Origin of the sequence: Agarivorans sp. TSD2052, from assembly GCF_023238625.1 — a bacterium.
In the GTDB taxonomy this organism is placed as follows: domain Bacteria; phylum Pseudomonadota; class Gammaproteobacteria; order Enterobacterales; family Celerinatantimonadaceae; genus Agarivorans.
Map to the genome: position 1 here is coordinate 4,027,269 of NZ_CP096670.1, position 17,732 is coordinate 4,045,000.

The following is a 17,732-nucleotide window of genomic DNA, read 5'->3' on the forward strand; positions in this document are numbered from 1 at the left end:
ACAATTGAAATTTCGACTATCGGGGTCCGGGTTCATAGAAGGTTCTCAGTGATAAAATCGGCGCAAATTGTAGGGCTTATCTGCTACTAATTCAAGCGCTTTGTCGCCCCTAAGCCTTGACTTAGGGGCGCTAGAGAGGCGGGTTGTAGCGTATTTCTAGGCAATATTGTTAAGTGTTATATCCCAAGTTTGGTGCTAACCAGCGCTCGGCTTGCTCTAAGCGCATATTTTTGCGCTGAGCATAATCTTCAACCTGGTCTTTCTGAATCGAAGCGACCGCAAAATAGCGACTCTCAGGATGAGAAAAATACCAACCAGAGACTGCCGCACCCGGCCACATGGCAAAGCTATCAGTTAATACCATGCCAATTCGATTCTCTACCTCTAACAAGTCCCAGATCACCCCTTTTTCGGTATGTTCAGGGCAAGCGGGATAACCCGGCGCAGGTCTAATGCCTTGGTAGTTTTCTCGAATCAACTCTTCATAACTTAAGGCTTCGTCGGCCGCATAAGCCCAGTACTCTTTGCGCACCTTAGCGTGTAGATATTCAGCAAAACCTTCTGCTAAACGATCGGCGATCGCTTTAACCATAATAGCGTTATAGTCATCACCATCAGCCTTATAAATATCGGCTAACTCGTCTTCACCAATGCCACCTGTGACCGCAAAAGCGCCAAAGTAGTCGGCTTTACCACTCGATTTTGGGGCTATAAAATCGGCTAAGCAGTTATTAACGCCTTTCTTTTTATCGGTTTGTTGGCGTAATTGTGAGCTAATAGCCAACACTTCGCTACGCGACTCGTCGGTATAGATCTCAATATCATCACCCACGCTGTTAGCAGGGAATAAACCACATACTCCTGAGACTTTAACTTCCCTTTTTTGCTTAAAGCGTTCCAACATTGCTTTTGCATCGGCAAACAAGCGCTTAGCTTCTTCGCCAACCACTTTGTCTTCTAAAATACGAGGATATTTACCCGCCAATGACCACGTCATAAAGAAGGGTGTCCAATCAATGTAAGGTTCGATGTCAGCAATTGAGACATCATCAAATTGCTGAATGCCTAATTGCTTAGGCACTGGGGGGGTATAACTTTGCCAATCAATCGCTAAGCCATTAGCTCGGGCACGCTCCAAAGTAATAGGAGGAGTGCGCGGGCGCTTACGGGCATGTTGCTCGCGCACAATATCGTATTCTTTATCAAGCTTGGCGACAAAAGCTGGACGTAGTTCATCCGACAACAAGCTCTGACACACACCAACCGCGCGCGATGCATTAGAGACATAGACCACGGGTTTATCGTAATTCTGCTCAATTTTAACTGCGGTATGCGCTTTTGAAGTGGTGGCACCACCAATTAATAGCGGTAAGTCTAAGCCTGTACGTTGCATTTCTTTGGCTACGTGTACCATTTCATCCAAAGATGGCGTAATTAGGCCAGACAAACCGATCATGTCTACCTTTTCTTCTTTGGCCACTTTTAAGATCTTGTCGCATGACACCATCACGCCGAGGTCAATCACTTCGAAGTTATTACACTGCAGAACAACGCCCACAATATTTTTGCCAATATCGTGCACGTCGCCTTTAACGGTGGCCATCACAATTTTACCGTTAGAGCGCTGACCTTCGCCTTTCTCCGCTTCAATAAAGGGTTGTAAATAGGCGACTGCTCGTTTCATTACCCGTGCCGATTTCACCACTTGCGGTAAGAACATTTTACCTTCACCAAATAGATCGCCAACCACATTCATTCCGTCCATCAACGGACCTTCAATAACATGCAAAGGTCGGTCTACAGACTGGCGAGCCAGCTCGGTATCGTCTTCGATAAATTCAGTAATACCTTTCACTAAGGCGTGTTCTAAACGTTTATTTACATCCCAGCTGCGCCACTCTAAATCTTGGGTATTTTCTTGCTGACTACCATCACCGCGGTACTTCTCGGCGATCTCCAGTAATTCTTCAGTGGCGTTATCGTGGGTATTAAGAACAACCGCTTCAACTTTGTCTTTTAGTTCTTTTGGAATATCTTCATAAATAGCCAGTTGAGCCGCGTTTACAATGCCCATATCCATGCCATTTTTAATCGCATAATAGAGGAATACGGCATGAATAGCCTCACGTACCGGGTTATTACCACGGAAGGAGAAACTAACGTTAGACACACCACCTGAAATCATCGCATGTGGCAGATTGTCTTTAATATCTTTTACCGCTTCAATAAAATCTACGGCATAATTATTGTGCTCATCGATACCGGTTGCCACAGCAAAGATATTGGGATCAAAAATGATATCTTCTGGCGGGAAACCTACTTGGTTAACCAGTATGTCGTAAGACTTACTGCAAATTTCAAATTTACGTTCGCGAGTATCGGCCTGACCATCTTCATCAAAAGCCATCACTATCACCGCTGCACCATATTTGCGAAGAGTTTTAGCTTGTTGAATGAAAGGTTCAACCCCCTCTTTCATGGAGATTGAGTTAACAACCGGCTTGCCTTGTACGCATTGTAAACCCGCTTCTAAAATGTCCCACTTAGACGAATCAATCATGACCGGTACTTTGGCGATATCTGGCTCGGAAGCGAGCATGTTCAAAAAGCGCACCATCGCAGCTTTTGAATCCAACATGCCTTCATCCATATTTACATCAATAATTTGAGCGCCGTTTTCTACCTGGTGTAAGGCAATCTCAATGGCCTTATCATAGTTTTCGTCTTTAATTAGACGCTTAAAAATAGCTGAACCGGTTACGTTGTTACGCTCACCTACGTTTACGAACAAACTTTCAGCGGTAATGGTGAGCGGCTCTAAACCCGATAAACGACAAGCCACATTGATCTCAGGAAGCTGTCGAGGAGCCACGCCCTCAACCGCTTCAGCCATCGCCTTGATATGCTGTGGCGTGGTACCGCAGCAGCCACCGACTAAGTTTAAGAAGCCTGCTCGCGCCCATTCACCGATATGTTCTGCCATCTCAGCAGCTTCAAGGTCATATTCACCAAAGGCGTTGGGTAAGCCGGCATTCGGGTGCGCCGATACGTAAGTCTCACTCACCCGGCTTAACTCTTCAACGTACTGGCGGAGTTCGTCTGGGCCTAGCGCACAGTTAAGCCCCATGCTCACCGGTTCAGCATGGCGCAAGGCGTTATAAAAGGCTTCGGTTGTTTGGCCACTAAGAGTACGCCCCGACGCATCGGTAATGGTACCCGAAATCATTATCGGTAAATCTACACCTAACTCTTCATATACAGTCTTAACCGCGAATACTGCCGCTTTTGCATTTAAAGTATCGAAAATCGTTTCGATAAGAATGAGGTCACTACCACCTTCAATAAGCGCTTTAGTCGATTCTTGATACGCTTCTACTAGCTCATTAAATGTCACATTACGGTAACCAGGATCATTAACGTCAGGAGAAATAGAGCAGGTGCGGTTAGTCGGGCCCAATACACCAGCCACAAAACGGGGGCGTTCTGGGTTTTGTGCAGTCACTTCGTCGGCTACTTGGCGGGCAATTTTTGCGGCTTCTCGATTAATCTCTGCTGAATACTTCTCCATGTCGTAGTCGGCCATGGCAATAGTCGTAGCATTAAAGGTGTTGGTTTCAAGAATATCCGCCCCTGCTAGCAAATATTCTCGGTGTATATCAGCAATGATTTTAGGCTGACTAAGTACCAACATGTCATTGTTACCTTTGACATCGGTATGCCAATCAGCAAAGCGCTCACCACGGTAATCGGCCTCTTCCAACTTGTAAGACTGAATCATGGTTCCCATACCACCATCAATGATCAAAATGCGCTGGGAGAGTTGGTTTTCTATTTGTAGCCTTGCTGACACGGGAACATCCTATTTCTTTGGCTGATATTTCGACTCGGCAGTGTAGCACACTGCCGATCGGGGCTTAGCTGCGTTAAAGTTATATGAAATTATTTCAAGATATTATCGGACTTTGGTTTTAACTCTTCCAAATTGTATGGGGTAATTTGGTACACACAGTAGTTTAGCCAGTTGTTATAAAGTAAATGGCCATGGCTGCGCCAGGTTGCACAGGGCGGCTTATTACAATCGTCCTGCGGATAATAATTTTCCGGTAGTTTAGGGCTTAAGCCTTCTTGTGAGTCTCTAAGATACTCATTATGTAGGGTATCGGCGGCATATTCTGGATGTCCGGTGATAAACACTTGTCTAAAGTCTTCACTGGCAAATAAATAGCTGCCCGCATCGGGACTATCGGCTAACACCTTCAAATCGGTTTCTTCAGTGATTAAATTGGAGTCAAAATGTGCGAAACGAGACAGAGGTGCTAAAAAGGCGTCATCAAAACCTCGCACCAAAGGATTATGTTTATGTTTAGTTTGATGCCAATAAACGCCAGAGAGTTTTTTATCACGGGTTTGTTTGTTGAGGCCATACAAGTGATATAACGCTGCTTGGGCTGCCCAACATAAATACAGCGTTGAGGTAACATGGGTTGTCGACCAATCGATAATCTCTTTGACTTGGTCCCAATAGTACACCTCTTCAAATGGTACTTGCCCTAAGGGTGCGCCGGTGATCACCAAGCCATCAAAGTTACGCTCACGAAGTTTGTCAAAATCTCGATAAAATTTATCGATATGCTCCTGTGGCGTGTTTTTAGACACGCGATGGTTTATTCGCAGTAAGCTGACATTAACTTGCAGCGGCGAATTAGACAGTAGCCGCAAAATTTGGTTTTCGGTCTCAATTTTTTTTGGCATTAAATTAAGCAATACGACTTCTAAAGGCCGTATATCCTGATGAGCAGCGCGACTCTCTGGCATAATAAATATGTTTTCATTACGCAGTACTTCAGCGGCTGGTAACTGGTCAGGGATACAAATTGGCATAAGAGTTTCCTTGCGAACAACATGCAACGTATGTCTAGACATCTAGAAGCCTATTTTAGTTAGTTCACACTGTATGTCTAGAACTTGTTAAAAGCAGCTGATTTTATGCCAATAGTTATTCATAATGCAGGCTGAATAAATAATCTTATAAAGGCACATGGCAGAAATTAAGCTCAGCGTTGAACGCTTACAGACAGGTGTGTTTGTAAAACTTCCCGTAAAGTGGGGAGAACACCCGTTTATGTTCACAAGCTTTAAGATTAAAAGCCAAGATCAAATTGAGGTTATTCGAAATTTGGGGCTAAAGCATGTCATCGTTGTGCCTGAAAAAAGTACCGCGCCCCCACTCCCCGTGATTGAAGATGGCGCCAAAACCGCTCCCACTGACAAAGATGTTTCACAAAAGGCAGAGAAAGCCCTATGGGAAGAAAAACGCGCGCGAATTGAAGAACTGAAAAACTACCGCCGTAACCTACAAAAGGTAGAAAAAGAGTTTGACCGCTCTATGTCTCAAGTGCGGGCGGTAATGTCAAAGCTAAAAAGCAGGCCACTAAACGCCGTTGAAGATGCCACCACTCTCATCAACAATCTAGCGGATGATTTGCTATCAGGTGAAAATGTGGTTCTCCACTTAATGAACGACAGCAAAGATGCCGATAGCTTCTATTATCACAGTTTGAATGTGTCTATTTTAGCCATGATGCTGGCAAAAGCAGCCGGTTTTTCTGAGCGGGATATTAAGGTACTGGGCATTGCGGGTTTATTCCATGATGTTGGAAAAATGAAGATTCCTGACAAAATTTTGCGTAAGTCAGGAAAGCTCACCGCGCAAGAAGCTAACCTATTAAAAATGCATACTAAGTATGGTGCAGACTTTCTTAAACTCTCGGAGACTATCCCTCCCCAAGTAAAATTAATTGCACAACAGCACCACGAATACTTAGACGGTAGCGGCTATCCTCAGAAACTGAAAGGGGATGAAATCGACCGTTTATCTCAGCTCATTGCCGTAGTAAACGAATACGACAGCCTTTGCCACCCTAGAGACCCTCGCTTATCGCGGATACCGTTTACCGTAATCGCCTACTTGTATAAGCAGCGTAAACAACAACTAAACACGGCAGACTTGGGGATCTTAATTAGGCTATTGGGGATCTATCCTCCAGGCAGTGTAGTGCAATTGAGTTCAGGACAAATCGGCTTAGTCATGTCGGTTAACTCAGAACGCCTACTATTTCCTACAGTGCAGGTTTACGACCCAAATATCCCACGTACCGAAGCGCCAATCATAGATTTAGAGGCGGCAGGCCTAACCATAGAAAAGGCGTTAAAACCAAGCGCGCTACCAGAAGCCATTTTTGAGTATTTAAACCCTAGAGCTCGAATATCCTACTACTTCGACCACAATAAACGCTTATAGATGACGCTTATAGGTGACGTAGAGCGTTAAGCGTTAAGCGTTGAGCGTTGAGCGTTGAGCGTTGAGCGTTGAGCGTTGAGCGTTGAGCGTTGAGCGTTGAGCGTTGAGCGTTGAGCGTTGAGCGTTGAGCGTTGAGCGTTGAGCGTTGAGCGTTGAGCAATGGAGCTTAACGACCTTTACTATATTGTTGCTAGCAAATTTTAGGTAAAAAAAAAGCCGGACCTAAGTCCGGCTTTTTAAGCTTGGTGTCCGAGTTTACTCAGCCGCTTCTTCAGCAACTTCTTCAACTTCTGGACGGTCCAACAACTCAATGTATGCCATAGGGGCATTGTCGCCAGCACGGAAACCACATTTTAAAATGCGAGTATAACCGCCTGCACGTTCTTTGAATCGTGGGCCAATTTCAGCGAATAGCTTGCCAACTACTTCTGCATCGCGAGTACGAGCAAAAGCAAGACGACGGTTAGCTACACTGTCATTTTTAGCCAATGTAATTAATGGCTCAACAACACGACGAAGCTCTTTGGCTTTAGGCAATGTTGTCTTGATAACTTCATGGCGAACCAATGAACTGGCCATATTCCGGAACATAGCCTGACGATGGCTACTATTTCGGTTCAATTGACGACCACTCTGACGATGGCGCATGACCTTATCCTTCTATAATAAGACGTTAAAACTAGTGACTTTACTTATCAGCGATACTAGCTGGCGGCCAGTTTTCTAGGCGCATACCTAGAGACAGACCACGTGATGCTAGAACATCTTTGATTTCTGTAAGCGACTTCTTACCTAAGTTAGGTGTTTTAAGTAGCTCAACTTCGGTACGCTGTACCAAGTCACCAATGTAATGAATCGCTTCTGCCTTCAAACAGTTAGCAGAGCGAACTGTCAACTCTAGATCATCGACAGGACGAAGCAGGATTGGATCAAACTCTGGCTTCTCTTCTTTCTCTTCAGGCTCACTTACATCACGTAAGTCAACGAAGGCATCCAACTGCTCTGCAAGAATTGTTGCACTGCGGCGGATAGCTTCTTCTGGATCAAGAGTACCATTGGTTTCCATATCGATAACCAATTTGTCCAAGTCAGTACGTTGCTCAACACGGGCAGCTTCCACAGTGTAAGCAATACGCTCAACTGGGCTGTAAGCCGAATCTACAAGCAAACGACCGATAGGACGCTCTTCATCTTCAGAATGAACCCGAACTGAAGCTGGTACGTAACCGCGACCACGTTCTACCTTGATTCGCATGCTGATTTCAGCGTTGCTGCTCAAGTGACAAATAACGTGCTCAGGATTAGTGATTTCGACATCAGCGTCGTGCTGAATGTCGCCTGCAACCACAGGACCTGCTCCAGACTTGGCAAGACTAAGAGTAACTTCGTCTTTGCCTTCTAACTTTACAGCAATACCTTTAAGGTTAAGCAAGATTTCCAAGATATCCTCTTGTACGCCTTCCTTACTGCTGTACTCATGCAGCACGCCGTCGATTTCAACTTCAGTTACCGCACATCCAGGCATAGAAGATAAAAGAATACGACGAAGAGCATTACCTAAAGTATGGCCAAAACCACGCTCTAATGGCTCAAGCGTAACCTTTGCACGAGTTGGGCTAACTTGTTCGATCTCAACTAGCCTTGGTTTTAGAAACTCTGTTACAGAACCCTGCATTGTGTCCTCTCTATAATTCAACTTTACTTAGAGTAAAGTTCGACGATCAGCTGTTCGTTAATTTCCGCAGACAAGTCAGCGCGCTCAGGTAGGCGTTTAAAAGCACCTTCCATCTTAGTTGCGTCTACTTCTACCCACGATGCCGCTTCACGTTGCCCAGCGATTTCTAATGATGCAACGATACGCGCTTGCTTCTTAGATTTTTCGCGAACACTGATAACGTCTTCAGGTAATACCTTGTAAGAAGGAATATTAACCACTTGACCGTTAACTAAGATAGCTTTGTGGCTAACTAGTTGACGAGATTCAGCGCGAGTAGCACCAAAGCCCATACGGTAAACAACGTTATCTAAACGACTCTCTAACAATTGCAACAAGTTCTCACCGGTGTTGCCTTTAAGGCGAGCAGCAGCTTTGTAGTAGTTGCGGAATTGCTTTTCAAGAATGCCGTATAAACGACGAACTTTTTGCTTCTCACGAAGCTGTAAACCGTAGTCTGAAAGACGCGCTTTACGTGCACCATGTTGTCCAGGTGCTGTATCCAGCTTACACTTTGTGTCGATCGCGCGAACACCACTTTTCAAGAAAAGATCGGTACCTTCACGACGGCTAAGTTTAAGCTTTGGACCTAAATATCTTGCCATTTTTCTTTCTCCAATCTATCCAGAAACTACACGCGGCGTTTCTTTGGTGGACGACAACCATTGTGTGGAATCGGAGTCACGTCGGTGATGTTAGTCACACGGAAACCCGCAGCATGTAATGCACGGATTGAAGACTCACGACCAGGACCTGGGCCGTTTACAAACACTTCTACGTTTTTAAGGCCGTAGTCTTTAGCTGCTTCAGCAGCACGTTCAGCAGCAACCTGTGCAGCGAACGGGGTAGACTTACGTGAACCACGGAAACCTGAACCACCTGCGGTAGCCCAAGATAACGCGTTGCCCTGACGATCAGTGATAGTCACGATAGTATTGTTGAAAGAAGCATGGATATGAGCCATGCCATCAGCAACTTGTTTTTTTACGCGCTTACGTGCGCGAGTCGGAGTTTTAGCCATTGTCACTCACCCCTTATTTCTTAATAGGTTTGCGAGGACCTTTACGGGTGCGCGCATTTGTTTTAGTGCGCTGACCGCGAAGGGGCAAACTGCGACGGTGACGAAGTCCACGGTAACAACCGAGGTCCATCAGACGCTTAATGTTCATAGAAACTTCACGGCGTAGATCACCTTCAACGGTGAATTTAGCTACTTCGTCACGAAGTTTGTCAATTTGTGTTTCGTCTAATTCTCTGATCTTTACATCTTCTGCAATACCAGCTGCCGCACAAATCTGTTGTGAGCGGGTTAAGCCAATACCGAAGATTGCAGTTAAAGCGATAACTGCATGCTTCTGATCAGGAATGTTAATGCCGGCTATACGGGCCATTGGCACACTCCTATAATTTTCGTGTTAAAACGAAGGCCATCTGTGAAAAGCCCGTAAGGATACTCAACAGATGACCACATTGCAAATAATATTGTCTTGAAATCTACTAACTAGCCTTGGCGCTGTTTATGCTTTGGCTCACTGCAAATTACTCGCACAACACCGTTGCGCTTGATAACTTTACAGTTACGGCAGATTTTCTTAACGGATGCACGTACTTTCATTGCTATCTCCGTAAAAGTTAAAGACCAATCTCAAGGGCGACCTAACGGCCGTAACCTTTAAGATTAGCTTTTTTCAGGGCCGAACCATATTGATGAGACATCAAATGGGTTTGAACCTGAGCCATAAAGTCCATGATAACCACCACTACAATAAGTAGTGAAGTACCACCGAAGTAGAACTGAACGTTCATTCCGATCATCATAAACTCAGGAATTAAACATACAAACGTGATGTACAAAGCACCAGCTAGGGTTAAACGAGTCATCACCTTGTCGATGTATCGCGAGGTTTGTTCACCAGGGCGGATACCCGGGATGAATGCACCACTCTTCTTCAAGTTGTCTGCTGTTTCGCGAGGGTTAAACACCAACGCAGTATAGAAGAAACAAAAGAAAATGATAGCAGCTGCATATAAGAACACATATAACGGTTGCCCAGGTTGTAGCGTCAATGACAGGTCAGATAAGAAAGATAAACCTTCAGTTTGACCAAACCACTGTGCCAATGTACCAGGGAACAGAATAATACTTGAAGCGAAAATTGCTGGGATAACCCCGGCCATGTTCACCTTAAGTGGTAAATGTGTACTTTGCGCAGCAAACACTTTGCGACCTTGTTGGCGTTTTGCGTAGTTAACAACGATACGACGTTGTCCACGTTCTACAAATACCACAAAGAAGGTCACCGCAAATACAAGAGCAACGATGAACAAGAGTAACAATAAGTGCAACTCTCCTTGACGCGCCTGCTCAGCCGTCTGACCGATTGCAGAAGGCAATCCTGCCACAATACCAGCAAAGATTAGGATCGAAATCCCGTTGCCGATACCGCGTTCAGTAATTTGCTCACCTAACCACATCAGGAACATTGTTCCTGTTACCAAGCTAACCACCGCAGTGAAATAGAATGGAAGACCTGGGTTAATCACCAGACCAGCCATCATATTAGGTAAGCCAGTAGCAATACCTATAGCTTGAAATGTTGCTAAAACCAGTGTGCTATAACGCGTGTATTGACTAATCTTACGTCTACCCGACTCGCCTTCCTTTTTAAGTTCAGCAAGGGTTGGGTGAACAACTGTCAATAACTGGATAATAATCGATGCCGAAATATACGGCATGATACCTAACGCAAATATAGAAGCACGTGAAAGTGCACCACCTGAAAACATGTTAAACATTTCCAGAATGGTACCCTTTTGCTGGTCAAACAACGCGGCCAGTACAGCGGCATCAATCCCAGGTAACGGCACAAAGGAGCCCGCTCGGAACACAATAATGGCCCCAAGCACAAATAGTAAACGACTCTTAAGCTCGCTTAAGCCGCCTTGTGCACTTGCTGATGCTGTTCCTGGATTCTTAGCCATGTTTTGTACTTATTCCTCGATTTTACCGCCAGCAGCTTCAATAGCTGCCAGTGCGCCTTTAGTTACACGCAGGCCACGTAAGGTAACTGGTGCTTTTACTTCGCCAGATAATACTACTTTTGCAAACTTAATGTTGCGAGTAATAAGACCAGCAGCTTTCAAAGCGTCCAAATCTACCACGTCAGCAGTAACTTTAGCTAGCTCGCTAGTACGAACTTCAGCAGTTACCATTGATTTACGTGAAGTAAAACCAAATTTAGGCAAACGTTGTTTCAAAGGCATTTGACCGCCTTCGAAACCTGGACGAACACTACCGCCAGAACGAGACTTCTGACCTTTGTGTCCGCGACCACCAGTTTTACCCAAACCAGAACCAATACCACGTCCTACACGTTTAGCGGCTGGCTTTGAGCCAGCTGCTGGAGAAAGAGTATTCAAACGCATGATTATTCTCCCTCAACCTTAACCATGTAATAAACTTTATTAATCATACCGCGAATACAAGGAGTATCCTCTAATTCTACAGTATGGTTAATGCGACGAAGACCTAAACCCGTTAAGGTTGCGCGGTGCTTAGGCAAACGCCCAATACTGCTTTTAGTCTGTGTTACTTTAATTTTGTTCGACATGGCTTATTACCCCAGAATTTCTTGGACGCTTAGGCCACGCTTCGCAGCAACGTCTTGTGGAGAATGCATATTCTCAAGAGCGTCGATAGTAGCGCGAACAATGTTGATTGGGTTAGTAGAACCGTATGCCTTAGACAATACGTTCTGCACACCAGCAACTTCTAGAACAGCACGCATCGCACCACCGGCAATAATACCAGTACCCTCTGATGCAGGTTGCATGTAAACACGCGACCCAGAGTGGCGACCCTTAATAGGATGCTGCAGTGTAGTGCCTCTCAGCTGTACACTAGTAAGGTTACGACGCGCTTTTTCCATTGCTTTTTGAATAGCAGCAGGAACTTCACGTGCTTTACCATAACCAAACCCTACGCGACCGTTACCGTCACCCACTACTGTTAGAGCAGTGAAACTGAAGATACGACCACCTTTAACTACTTTTGACACACGGTTTACAGCGATAAGCTTTTCATTCAGATCACTACCGGCTTGTGCTTCAAATTTAGACATGACTCACTCCTTAGAACTGAAGACCAGCTTCACGTGCAGCTTCTGCAAGCGCAGCAACGCGGCCGTGATACTTAAAGCCTGAACGATCGAAAGCTACAGACGTAATACCTTTTTCAGCAGCACGCTCAGCAATTGCTTTACCTACGGCTGTAGCGGCAGCTACGTTACTTAAACTTTCAAGCCCTTCAGAAACGGCTTTATCTACTGTTGATGCTGTGGCAAGAACCGTTGCATCAGGTGCAATCACCTGCGCGTAAATATGGCGCGGAGTACGGTGAATCACCAGGCGGGTTTTACCCAACTCTTGCATAGCTTTGCGAGTGCGTGTTGCACGACGCAGACGAGCAATTTTCTTATCCATAGTGTTAACCTACTTCTTCTTAGCCTCTTTACGGCGGACATTTTCATCTGAGTAACGAACACCTTTGCCTTTGTAAGGCTCTGGCGGACGGAACGCACGAATATCTGCTGCTACCTGACCAACGACTTGCTTATCAGCACCTTTCAGTACGATTTCAGTCTGTGATGGACACTCTGCTGTTACACCTTCTGCTAAGGTGTACTCTACAGGATGAGAAAAACCTAATGTTAGGTTTACTACGTTGCCTTTAACAGCAGCACGGTAACCTACACCTAATAATGTAAGTTTTTTCTCAAACCCAGCTGTAACGCCAACAACCATGTTGTTGCTTAGAGCACGAGCTGTACCAGCTTGAGCAGTTGAAGCACCTTCAACTACAGCAAACTTAAGTTCGTTTTCTTCTTTCGTTACAACAACCGCGTCATTAAATACGCGAGTCAATGTACCTTTGCTACCTTTAACCGTTAATTCTTGGCCGTTGAGAGTTACTTCAACGCCAGCAGGAATTGTAACGGGAGCCTTGGCTACTCGAGACATATTACCTACCTCCGGTTAAGCTACGTAACAGACGATTTCACCGCCCATGCCGGCTTTACGCGCCGCACGGTCAGTCATCACGCCTTTAGATGTAGAAATGATTGCAACACCAAGGCCACCCATAACTTTAGGTAGGTCTTTAGCACCTTTATAAATGCGTAGACCTGGACGGCTTACACGTTCAATCTTTTCAATAACTTTTTTACCTTCAAAATACTTGAGGGTAACTTCTAATGACTTTTTCACGTCACCAGTCACAGCGTATCCTGTGATGTAACCTTCTTCTTGTAACAAGTTAGCAATTGCCACTTTTACTTTAGATGAAGGCATAACAACAGATACTTTATTTGCCGATTGACCGTTGCGAACGCGAGTCAACATATCCGCAATAGGATCTTGCATGCTCATAATCGTTTACTCCGTAATTAAGTGGATTACCAACTGGCTTTCTTAAGACCAGGAACCTCACCGCGCATCATCGCTTCACGCAATTTAATACGGCTTAGGCCGAATTTACGTAGGTAGCCATGAGGACGGCCGGTTACGTTACAGCGGTTACGCTGACGAGACCGACTTGAATCACGAGGTAACGATTGCAATTTTAGTACTGCGTCCCAACGCTCTTCATCAGAGCTGTGTACGCTGCTAATAATCGCTTTAAGCGCTGCGCGCTTTTCTGCGAAACGAGCTACAGTAACTGTACGCTTCGCTTCACGAGCTTTCATTGATTGTTTAGCCATAACTACTCTACCTTACTTACGGAATGGGAAGTTAAAGGCAGCCAGCAGAGCGCGGCCTTCCTCGTTGGTTTCGGCAGTAGTAGTGATGGTTACATCCATACCACGAACCTTATCAACTTTGTCATAGTCAATTTCAGGGAAGATGATTTGCTCACGCACACCCATGCTGTAATTACCACGGCCATCGAATGACTTAGCATTCAAACCACGGAAATCTCGAACACGAGGAATTGCGATTGAAATCAAACGCTCTAAAAACTCCCACATACGCTCACCGCGTAGAGTTACTTTACAACCAATTGGGTATCCATCACGGATCTTAAAGCCTGCTACAGATTTACGAGCTTTGGTGATCAGTGGTTTTTGACCTGAGATAGCTGCTAGATCGGCAATTGCGTGCTCTAGTACTTTCTTGTCATTAACCGCTTCACCCACACCCATGTTAAGGGTGATTTTCTCAATCCGAGGGACTTGCATGATGGATTTGTAACCGAACTCCTTTACGAGTTCAGGCGTTACAGTTTCCTTATATAGGTCATGCAGTTTCGCCATCGTTAACTCCAGTTACTTTACAATTTCATTAGACGATTTGAATACACGAACTTTTTTGTCGTCTTCAAATCGAAAACCAATACGATCACCCTTGCCAGTGGCAGGGTTAAACATCGCTACGTTTGATGCATCAAGGGCCGCTTCTTTCTCAACGATACCGCCAGCAACACCCAATTGAGGGTTTGGCTTTTGGTGTTTCTTGATCAAGTTCACGCCATCAACGAATAGTTTACCGTTGGCTAAAACTTTGGTTACGCTACCGCGTTTGCCTTTGTCTTTACCTGCAATAACTATTACTTCATCGCCTTTCTGGATTTTATTAGCCATTATTGGACTCCTTAAAGTACTTCTGGTGCTAGAGACACAATTTTCATGAACTGCTCATTTCGCAGTTCGCGTGTCACAGGACCAAAGATACGAGTACCAATAGGCTGATTGTTTGCATTCAAGATAACCGCAGCATTGCGGTCAAAACGAATTACAGAACCATCAGGACGACGTACGCCTTTTCTAGTACGCACTACCACTGCATTCATAACGTCACCTTTCTTAACTTTACCGCGTGGAATTGCTTCCTTTACAGTAACTTTAATGATGTCGCCAATTCGTGCATAGCGGCGGTGCGAACCACCTAGGACCTTAATACACTGTACACGGCGCGCGCCGGAATTATCCGCCACGTCCATAGTAGATTGCATTTGGATCATTTCAGTGCTCCGCTATTTGTTACAACTGATCCCAACAATTAGCGCTGAGATCTCTGGCTGCCTAATTAAAGGGCGCGAAATTATAACACCCTAAATTTTGAATTGGTAGGATTGTCTAAAATTTGTTTAATTAAACATTTAAAGCCATATTAAACAATAACTTACCTTCAAAATTTACACCTCGAAAAGGTGAAAAATGAGCTTAATTTCGCTTGAATCGTTAGAAAGCTGTCAAGTAACTTCTTTCTAACTCGCTAATTCGGTCATTTAATAGACCGAAAAAACAAAAAGGCCCAGCTTAATGCCGGGCCTTTCTGAATATGGTGCTGATAGGCAGATTCGAACTGCCGACCTCACCCTTACCAAGGGTGCGCTCTACCAACTGAGCTATATCAGCGAACTAAAAACCCAGCCGTTAGCTGGGTTTTTATAGAATAGGCGCCTGGCAGTGACCTACTTTCACATGGGGAGACCCCACACTATCATCGGCGCAGTTGCGTTTCACTTCTGAGTTCGGCATGGGTTCAGGTGGGTCCACAACGCTATTGCCACCAGGCAAAAACTTGTTGTCTTTAACATTCGAAAAAGCTGAAAACATCCCACGAGTATAACAAGTACTCTTGGTCTTAAAAAATAAGATATCTATAAGCAACACCACTTGGGTGTTGTATGGTTAAGCCTCACGGGTAATTAGTACAAGTTAGCTCAATGCCTCACAGCACTTACACACCTTGCCTATCAACGTTGTAGTCTCCAACGGCCCTTCAGAGGACTTAAAGTCCTAGTGAGAATTAATCTCAAGGCCTGCTTCCCGCTTAGATGCTTTCAGCGGTTATCAGTTCCGAACGTAGCTACTGGGCAATGCTATTGGCATAACAACCCAAACACCAGCGGTTCGTCCACTCCGGTCCTCTCGTACTAGGAGCAGCTCCTTTCAATTCTCAAACGCCCACGGCAGATAGGGACCGAACTGTCTCACGACGTTCTAAACCCAGCTCGCGTACCACTTTAAATGGCGAACAGCCATACCCTTGGGACCGACTTCAGCCCCAGGATGTGATGAGCCGACATCGAGGTGCCAAACACCGCCGTCGATATGAACTCTTGGGCGGTATCAGCCTGTTATCCCCGGAGTACCTTTTATCCGTTGAGCGATGGCCCTTCCATACAGAACCACCGGATCACTATGACCTACTTTCGTACCTGCTCGACGTGTCTGTCTCGCAGTTAAGCTGGCTTATGCCATTGCACTAACCGTACGATGTCCGACCGTACTTAGCCAACCTTCGTGCTCCTCCGTTACTCTTTGGGAGGAGACCGCCCCAGTCAAACTACCCACCAGACACTGTCCGCAATCCCGATAAGGGACCAACGTTAGAACATCAACACTACAAGGGTGGTATTTCAAGGTCGGCTCCACATCATCTAGCGACAACGCTTCAAAGCCTCCCACCTATCCTACACATGTAGGGTCAATGTTCAGTGTCAAGCTGTAGTAAAGGTTCACGGGGTCTTTCCGTCTAGCCGCGGGTACACCGCATCTTCACGGCAATTTCAATTTCACTGAGTCTCGGGTGGAGACAGCTTGGCCATCATTACGCCATTCGTGCAGGTCGGAACTTACCCGACAAGGAATTTCGCTACCTTAGGACCGTTATAGTTACGGCCGCCGTTTACCGGGGCTTCGATCAATAGCTTCGCTTGCGCTAACCACATCAATTAACCTTCCGGCACCGGGCAGGCGTCACACCGTATACGTCATCTTTCGATTTAGCACAGTGCTGTGTTTTTAATAAACAGTTGCAGCCAACTGGTATCTGCGACTCCCAACAGCTTAGAGAGCAAGTCTCATCACCGTCGGGAGCGTACCTTCTCCCGAAGTTACGGTACCATTTTGCCTAGTTCCTTCACCCGAGTTCTCTCAAGCGCCTTGGTATTCTCTACCCAACCACCTGTGTCGGTTTGGGGTACGGTTTCGTATAATCTGAAGCTTAGAGACTTTTCCTGGAAGCAGGGCATCAACCACTTCATGTCCGTAGACACTCGTCATCAATTCTCAGCCTTAGACACCCGGATTTTCCTAAGTGTCCAGCCTACAACCTTAAACATGGATAACCATCACCATGCTGGCCTAGCCTTCTCCGTCCTCCCATCGCAATTATACAAAGTACAGGAATATTAACCTGTTTCCCATCGACTACACTTTTCAGTCTCGCCTTAGGGGCCGACTCACCCTGCTCTGATTAACATTGAACAGGAAACCTTGGTCTTTCGGCGAGGGGGCTTTTCACCCCCTTTATCGTTACTCATGTCAACATTCGCACTTCTGATACCTCCAGCAAACCTTACGATTCACCTTCAACGGCTTACAGAACGCTCCTCTACCGCACTTACCAAAGTAAGTACCCGTAGCTTCGGTGCATAGCTTAGCCCCGTTACATCTTCCGCGCAGGCCGACTCGACCAGTGAGCTATTACGCTTTCTTTAAATGATGGCTGCTTCTAAGCCAACATCCTGGCTGTCTAAGCCTTCCCACATCGTTTCCCACTTAGCTATGACTTTGGGACCTTAGCTGACGGTCTGGGTTGTTTCCCTTTCCACGACGGACGTTAGCACCCGCCGTGTGTCTCCCGGATAGTACTTAGTGGTATTCGGAGTTTGCAAAGGGTTGGTAAGTCGGGATGACCCCCTAGCCTTAA

General features: G+C 45.6%; 20 protein-coding genes, 1 tRNA gene and 2 rRNA genes (1 of these 23 only partly in view). 1 reads left to right on the forward strand and 22 read right to left on the reverse strand.

All coding sequences use genetic code 11. From position 1 onward, the window contains the following. Positions 1 to 169: 169 nt before the first annotated feature. Together metH and metA are read right to left on the reverse strand one after the other, a co-directional pair. A complete protein-coding gene (metH, locus tag M0C34_RS18395) occupies positions 170 to 3,850 on the reverse strand; it encodes a methionine synthase (protein WP_248713118.1) in 3,681 nt (1,226 codons plus the stop codon). Between the two features lie 89 nt (positions 3,851 to 3,939). Next, positions 3,940 to 4,881 carry a homoserine O-acetyltransferase MetA gene (gene metA / locus M0C34_RS18400; protein ID WP_248713119.1) on the reverse strand — a complete coding sequence of 314 codons (942 nt, stop codon included), beginning with the start codon at positions 4,879 to 4,881 and terminating at the stop codon, positions 3,940 to 3,942. Positions 4,882 to 5,038: 157 nt separating this feature from the next. Between metA and M0C34_RS18405 the strand changes: the two genes are divergently transcribed. Then, positions 5,039 to 6,301, forward strand: a complete 1,263-nt coding sequence (locus tag M0C34_RS18405) for a cyclic di-GMP phosphodiesterase (RefSeq protein WP_248713120.1) — start codon at positions 5,039 to 5,041, stop codon at positions 6,299 to 6,301. A gap of 255 nt (positions 6,302 to 6,556) precedes the next feature. Here M0C34_RS18405 and rplQ read toward each other — a convergent pair whose 3' ends face one another. The 20 genes from rplQ to M0C34_RS18505 form a co-directional block, all read right to left on the reverse strand. After that, positions 6,557 to 6,949, reverse strand: coding sequence for a 50S ribosomal protein L17 (gene rplQ, locus M0C34_RS18410; RefSeq protein ID WP_221075767.1), 393 nt, complete (start codon positions 6,947 to 6,949; stop codon positions 6,557 to 6,559). A gap of 40 nt (positions 6,950 to 6,989) precedes the next feature. Further along, positions 6,990 to 7,976, reverse strand: a complete 987-nt coding sequence (locus M0C34_RS18415) for a DNA-directed RNA polymerase subunit alpha (protein WP_248713121.1) — start codon at positions 7,974 to 7,976, stop codon at positions 6,990 to 6,992. A 23-nt stretch (positions 7,977 to 7,999) separates the two neighbouring features. Then, positions 8,000 to 8,620, reverse strand: a complete 621-nt coding sequence (gene rpsD / locus M0C34_RS18420; protein WP_248713122.1) for a 30S ribosomal protein S4 — start codon at positions 8,618 to 8,620, stop codon at positions 8,000 to 8,002. Positions 8,621 to 8,646: 26 nt separating this feature from the next. Then, on the reverse strand, positions 8,647 to 9,036 hold the full coding sequence (gene rpsK / locus M0C34_RS18425; RefSeq protein WP_016402131.1) for a 30S ribosomal protein S11: 390 nt from the start codon (positions 9,034 to 9,036) through the stop codon (positions 8,647 to 8,649). Positions 9,037 to 9,049: 13 nt separating this feature from the next. After that, complete coding sequence (rpsM, locus tag M0C34_RS18430; protein WP_055733904.1) at positions 9,050 to 9,406, reverse strand: 30S ribosomal protein S13; 357 nt, start codon at positions 9,404 to 9,406, stop codon at positions 9,050 to 9,052. Between the two features lie 110 nt (positions 9,407 to 9,516). After that, on the reverse strand, positions 9,517 to 9,630 hold the full coding sequence (gene rpmJ, locus M0C34_RS18435; RefSeq protein ID WP_000868186.1) for a 50S ribosomal protein L36: 114 nt from the start codon (positions 9,628 to 9,630) through the stop codon (positions 9,517 to 9,519). A gap of 41 nt (positions 9,631 to 9,671) precedes the next feature. After that, a complete protein-coding gene (gene secY, locus M0C34_RS18440; protein WP_248713123.1) occupies positions 9,672 to 10,997 on the reverse strand; it encodes a preprotein translocase subunit SecY in 1,326 nt (441 codons plus the stop codon). A gap of 9 nt (positions 10,998 to 11,006) precedes the next feature. Next, positions 11,007 to 11,441, reverse strand: coding sequence for a 50S ribosomal protein L15 (rplO, locus tag M0C34_RS18445; protein WP_248713124.1), 435 nt, complete (start codon positions 11,439 to 11,441; stop codon positions 11,007 to 11,009). Positions 11,442 to 11,443: 2 nt separating this feature from the next. Beyond that, a complete protein-coding gene (gene rpmD / locus M0C34_RS18450) occupies positions 11,444 to 11,626 on the reverse strand; it encodes a 50S ribosomal protein L30 (RefSeq protein ID WP_248713125.1) in 183 nt (60 codons plus the stop codon). Between the two features lie 6 nt (positions 11,627 to 11,632). Next, on the reverse strand, positions 11,633 to 12,136 hold the full coding sequence (gene rpsE / locus M0C34_RS18455; protein ID WP_016402136.1) for a 30S ribosomal protein S5: 504 nt from the start codon (positions 12,134 to 12,136) through the stop codon (positions 11,633 to 11,635). A gap of 10 nt (positions 12,137 to 12,146) precedes the next feature. Then, positions 12,147 to 12,497, reverse strand: a complete 351-nt coding sequence (rplR, locus tag M0C34_RS18460) for a 50S ribosomal protein L18 (RefSeq protein ID WP_248713126.1) — start codon at positions 12,495 to 12,497, stop codon at positions 12,147 to 12,149. A 9-nt stretch (positions 12,498 to 12,506) separates the two neighbouring features. Then, positions 12,507 to 13,034 carry a 50S ribosomal protein L6 gene (gene rplF, locus M0C34_RS18465; RefSeq protein ID WP_248713127.1) on the reverse strand — a complete coding sequence of 176 codons (528 nt, stop codon included), beginning with the start codon at positions 13,032 to 13,034 and terminating at the stop codon, positions 12,507 to 12,509. Positions 13,035 to 13,049: 15 nt separating this feature from the next. Then, positions 13,050 to 13,442 (reverse strand): 30S ribosomal protein S8, encoded by a 393-nt coding sequence (gene rpsH / locus M0C34_RS18470; protein ID WP_137673761.1) that lies wholly within the window; start codon positions 13,440 to 13,442, stop codon positions 13,050 to 13,052. Between the two features lie 26 nt (positions 13,443 to 13,468). After that, entirely contained in the window at positions 13,469 to 13,774 is a 306-nt protein-coding gene (rpsN, locus tag M0C34_RS18475; protein WP_248713128.1) for a 30S ribosomal protein S14, read from the reverse strand. Between the two features lie 12 nt (positions 13,775 to 13,786). After that, complete coding sequence (rplE, locus tag M0C34_RS18480; RefSeq protein ID WP_248713129.1) at positions 13,787 to 14,326, reverse strand: 50S ribosomal protein L5; 540 nt, start codon at positions 14,324 to 14,326, stop codon at positions 13,787 to 13,789. A gap of 12 nt (positions 14,327 to 14,338) precedes the next feature. Next, the gene (gene rplX / locus M0C34_RS18485; RefSeq protein WP_248713130.1) at positions 14,339 to 14,653 is read right to left on the reverse strand and encodes a 50S ribosomal protein L24; all 315 of its coding nucleotides are present in this window, start codon (positions 14,651 to 14,653) and stop codon (positions 14,339 to 14,341) included. Positions 14,654 to 14,664: 11 nt separating this feature from the next. Beyond that, complete coding sequence (rplN, locus tag M0C34_RS18490) at positions 14,665 to 15,033, reverse strand: 50S ribosomal protein L14 (protein WP_137673757.1); 369 nt, start codon at positions 15,031 to 15,033, stop codon at positions 14,665 to 14,667. Positions 15,034 to 15,354: 321 nt separating this feature from the next. Then, positions 15,355 to 15,430, reverse strand: a tRNA-Thr gene (locus M0C34_RS18495). A 43-nt stretch (positions 15,431 to 15,473) separates the two neighbouring features. Further along, a 5S ribosomal RNA gene (gene rrf / locus M0C34_RS18500) occupies positions 15,474 to 15,589 on the reverse strand. Between the two features lie 113 nt (positions 15,590 to 15,702). Continuing rightward, positions 15,703 to 17,732 (reverse strand): 23S ribosomal RNA (locus M0C34_RS18505) (it continues 858 nt past the right edge of the window).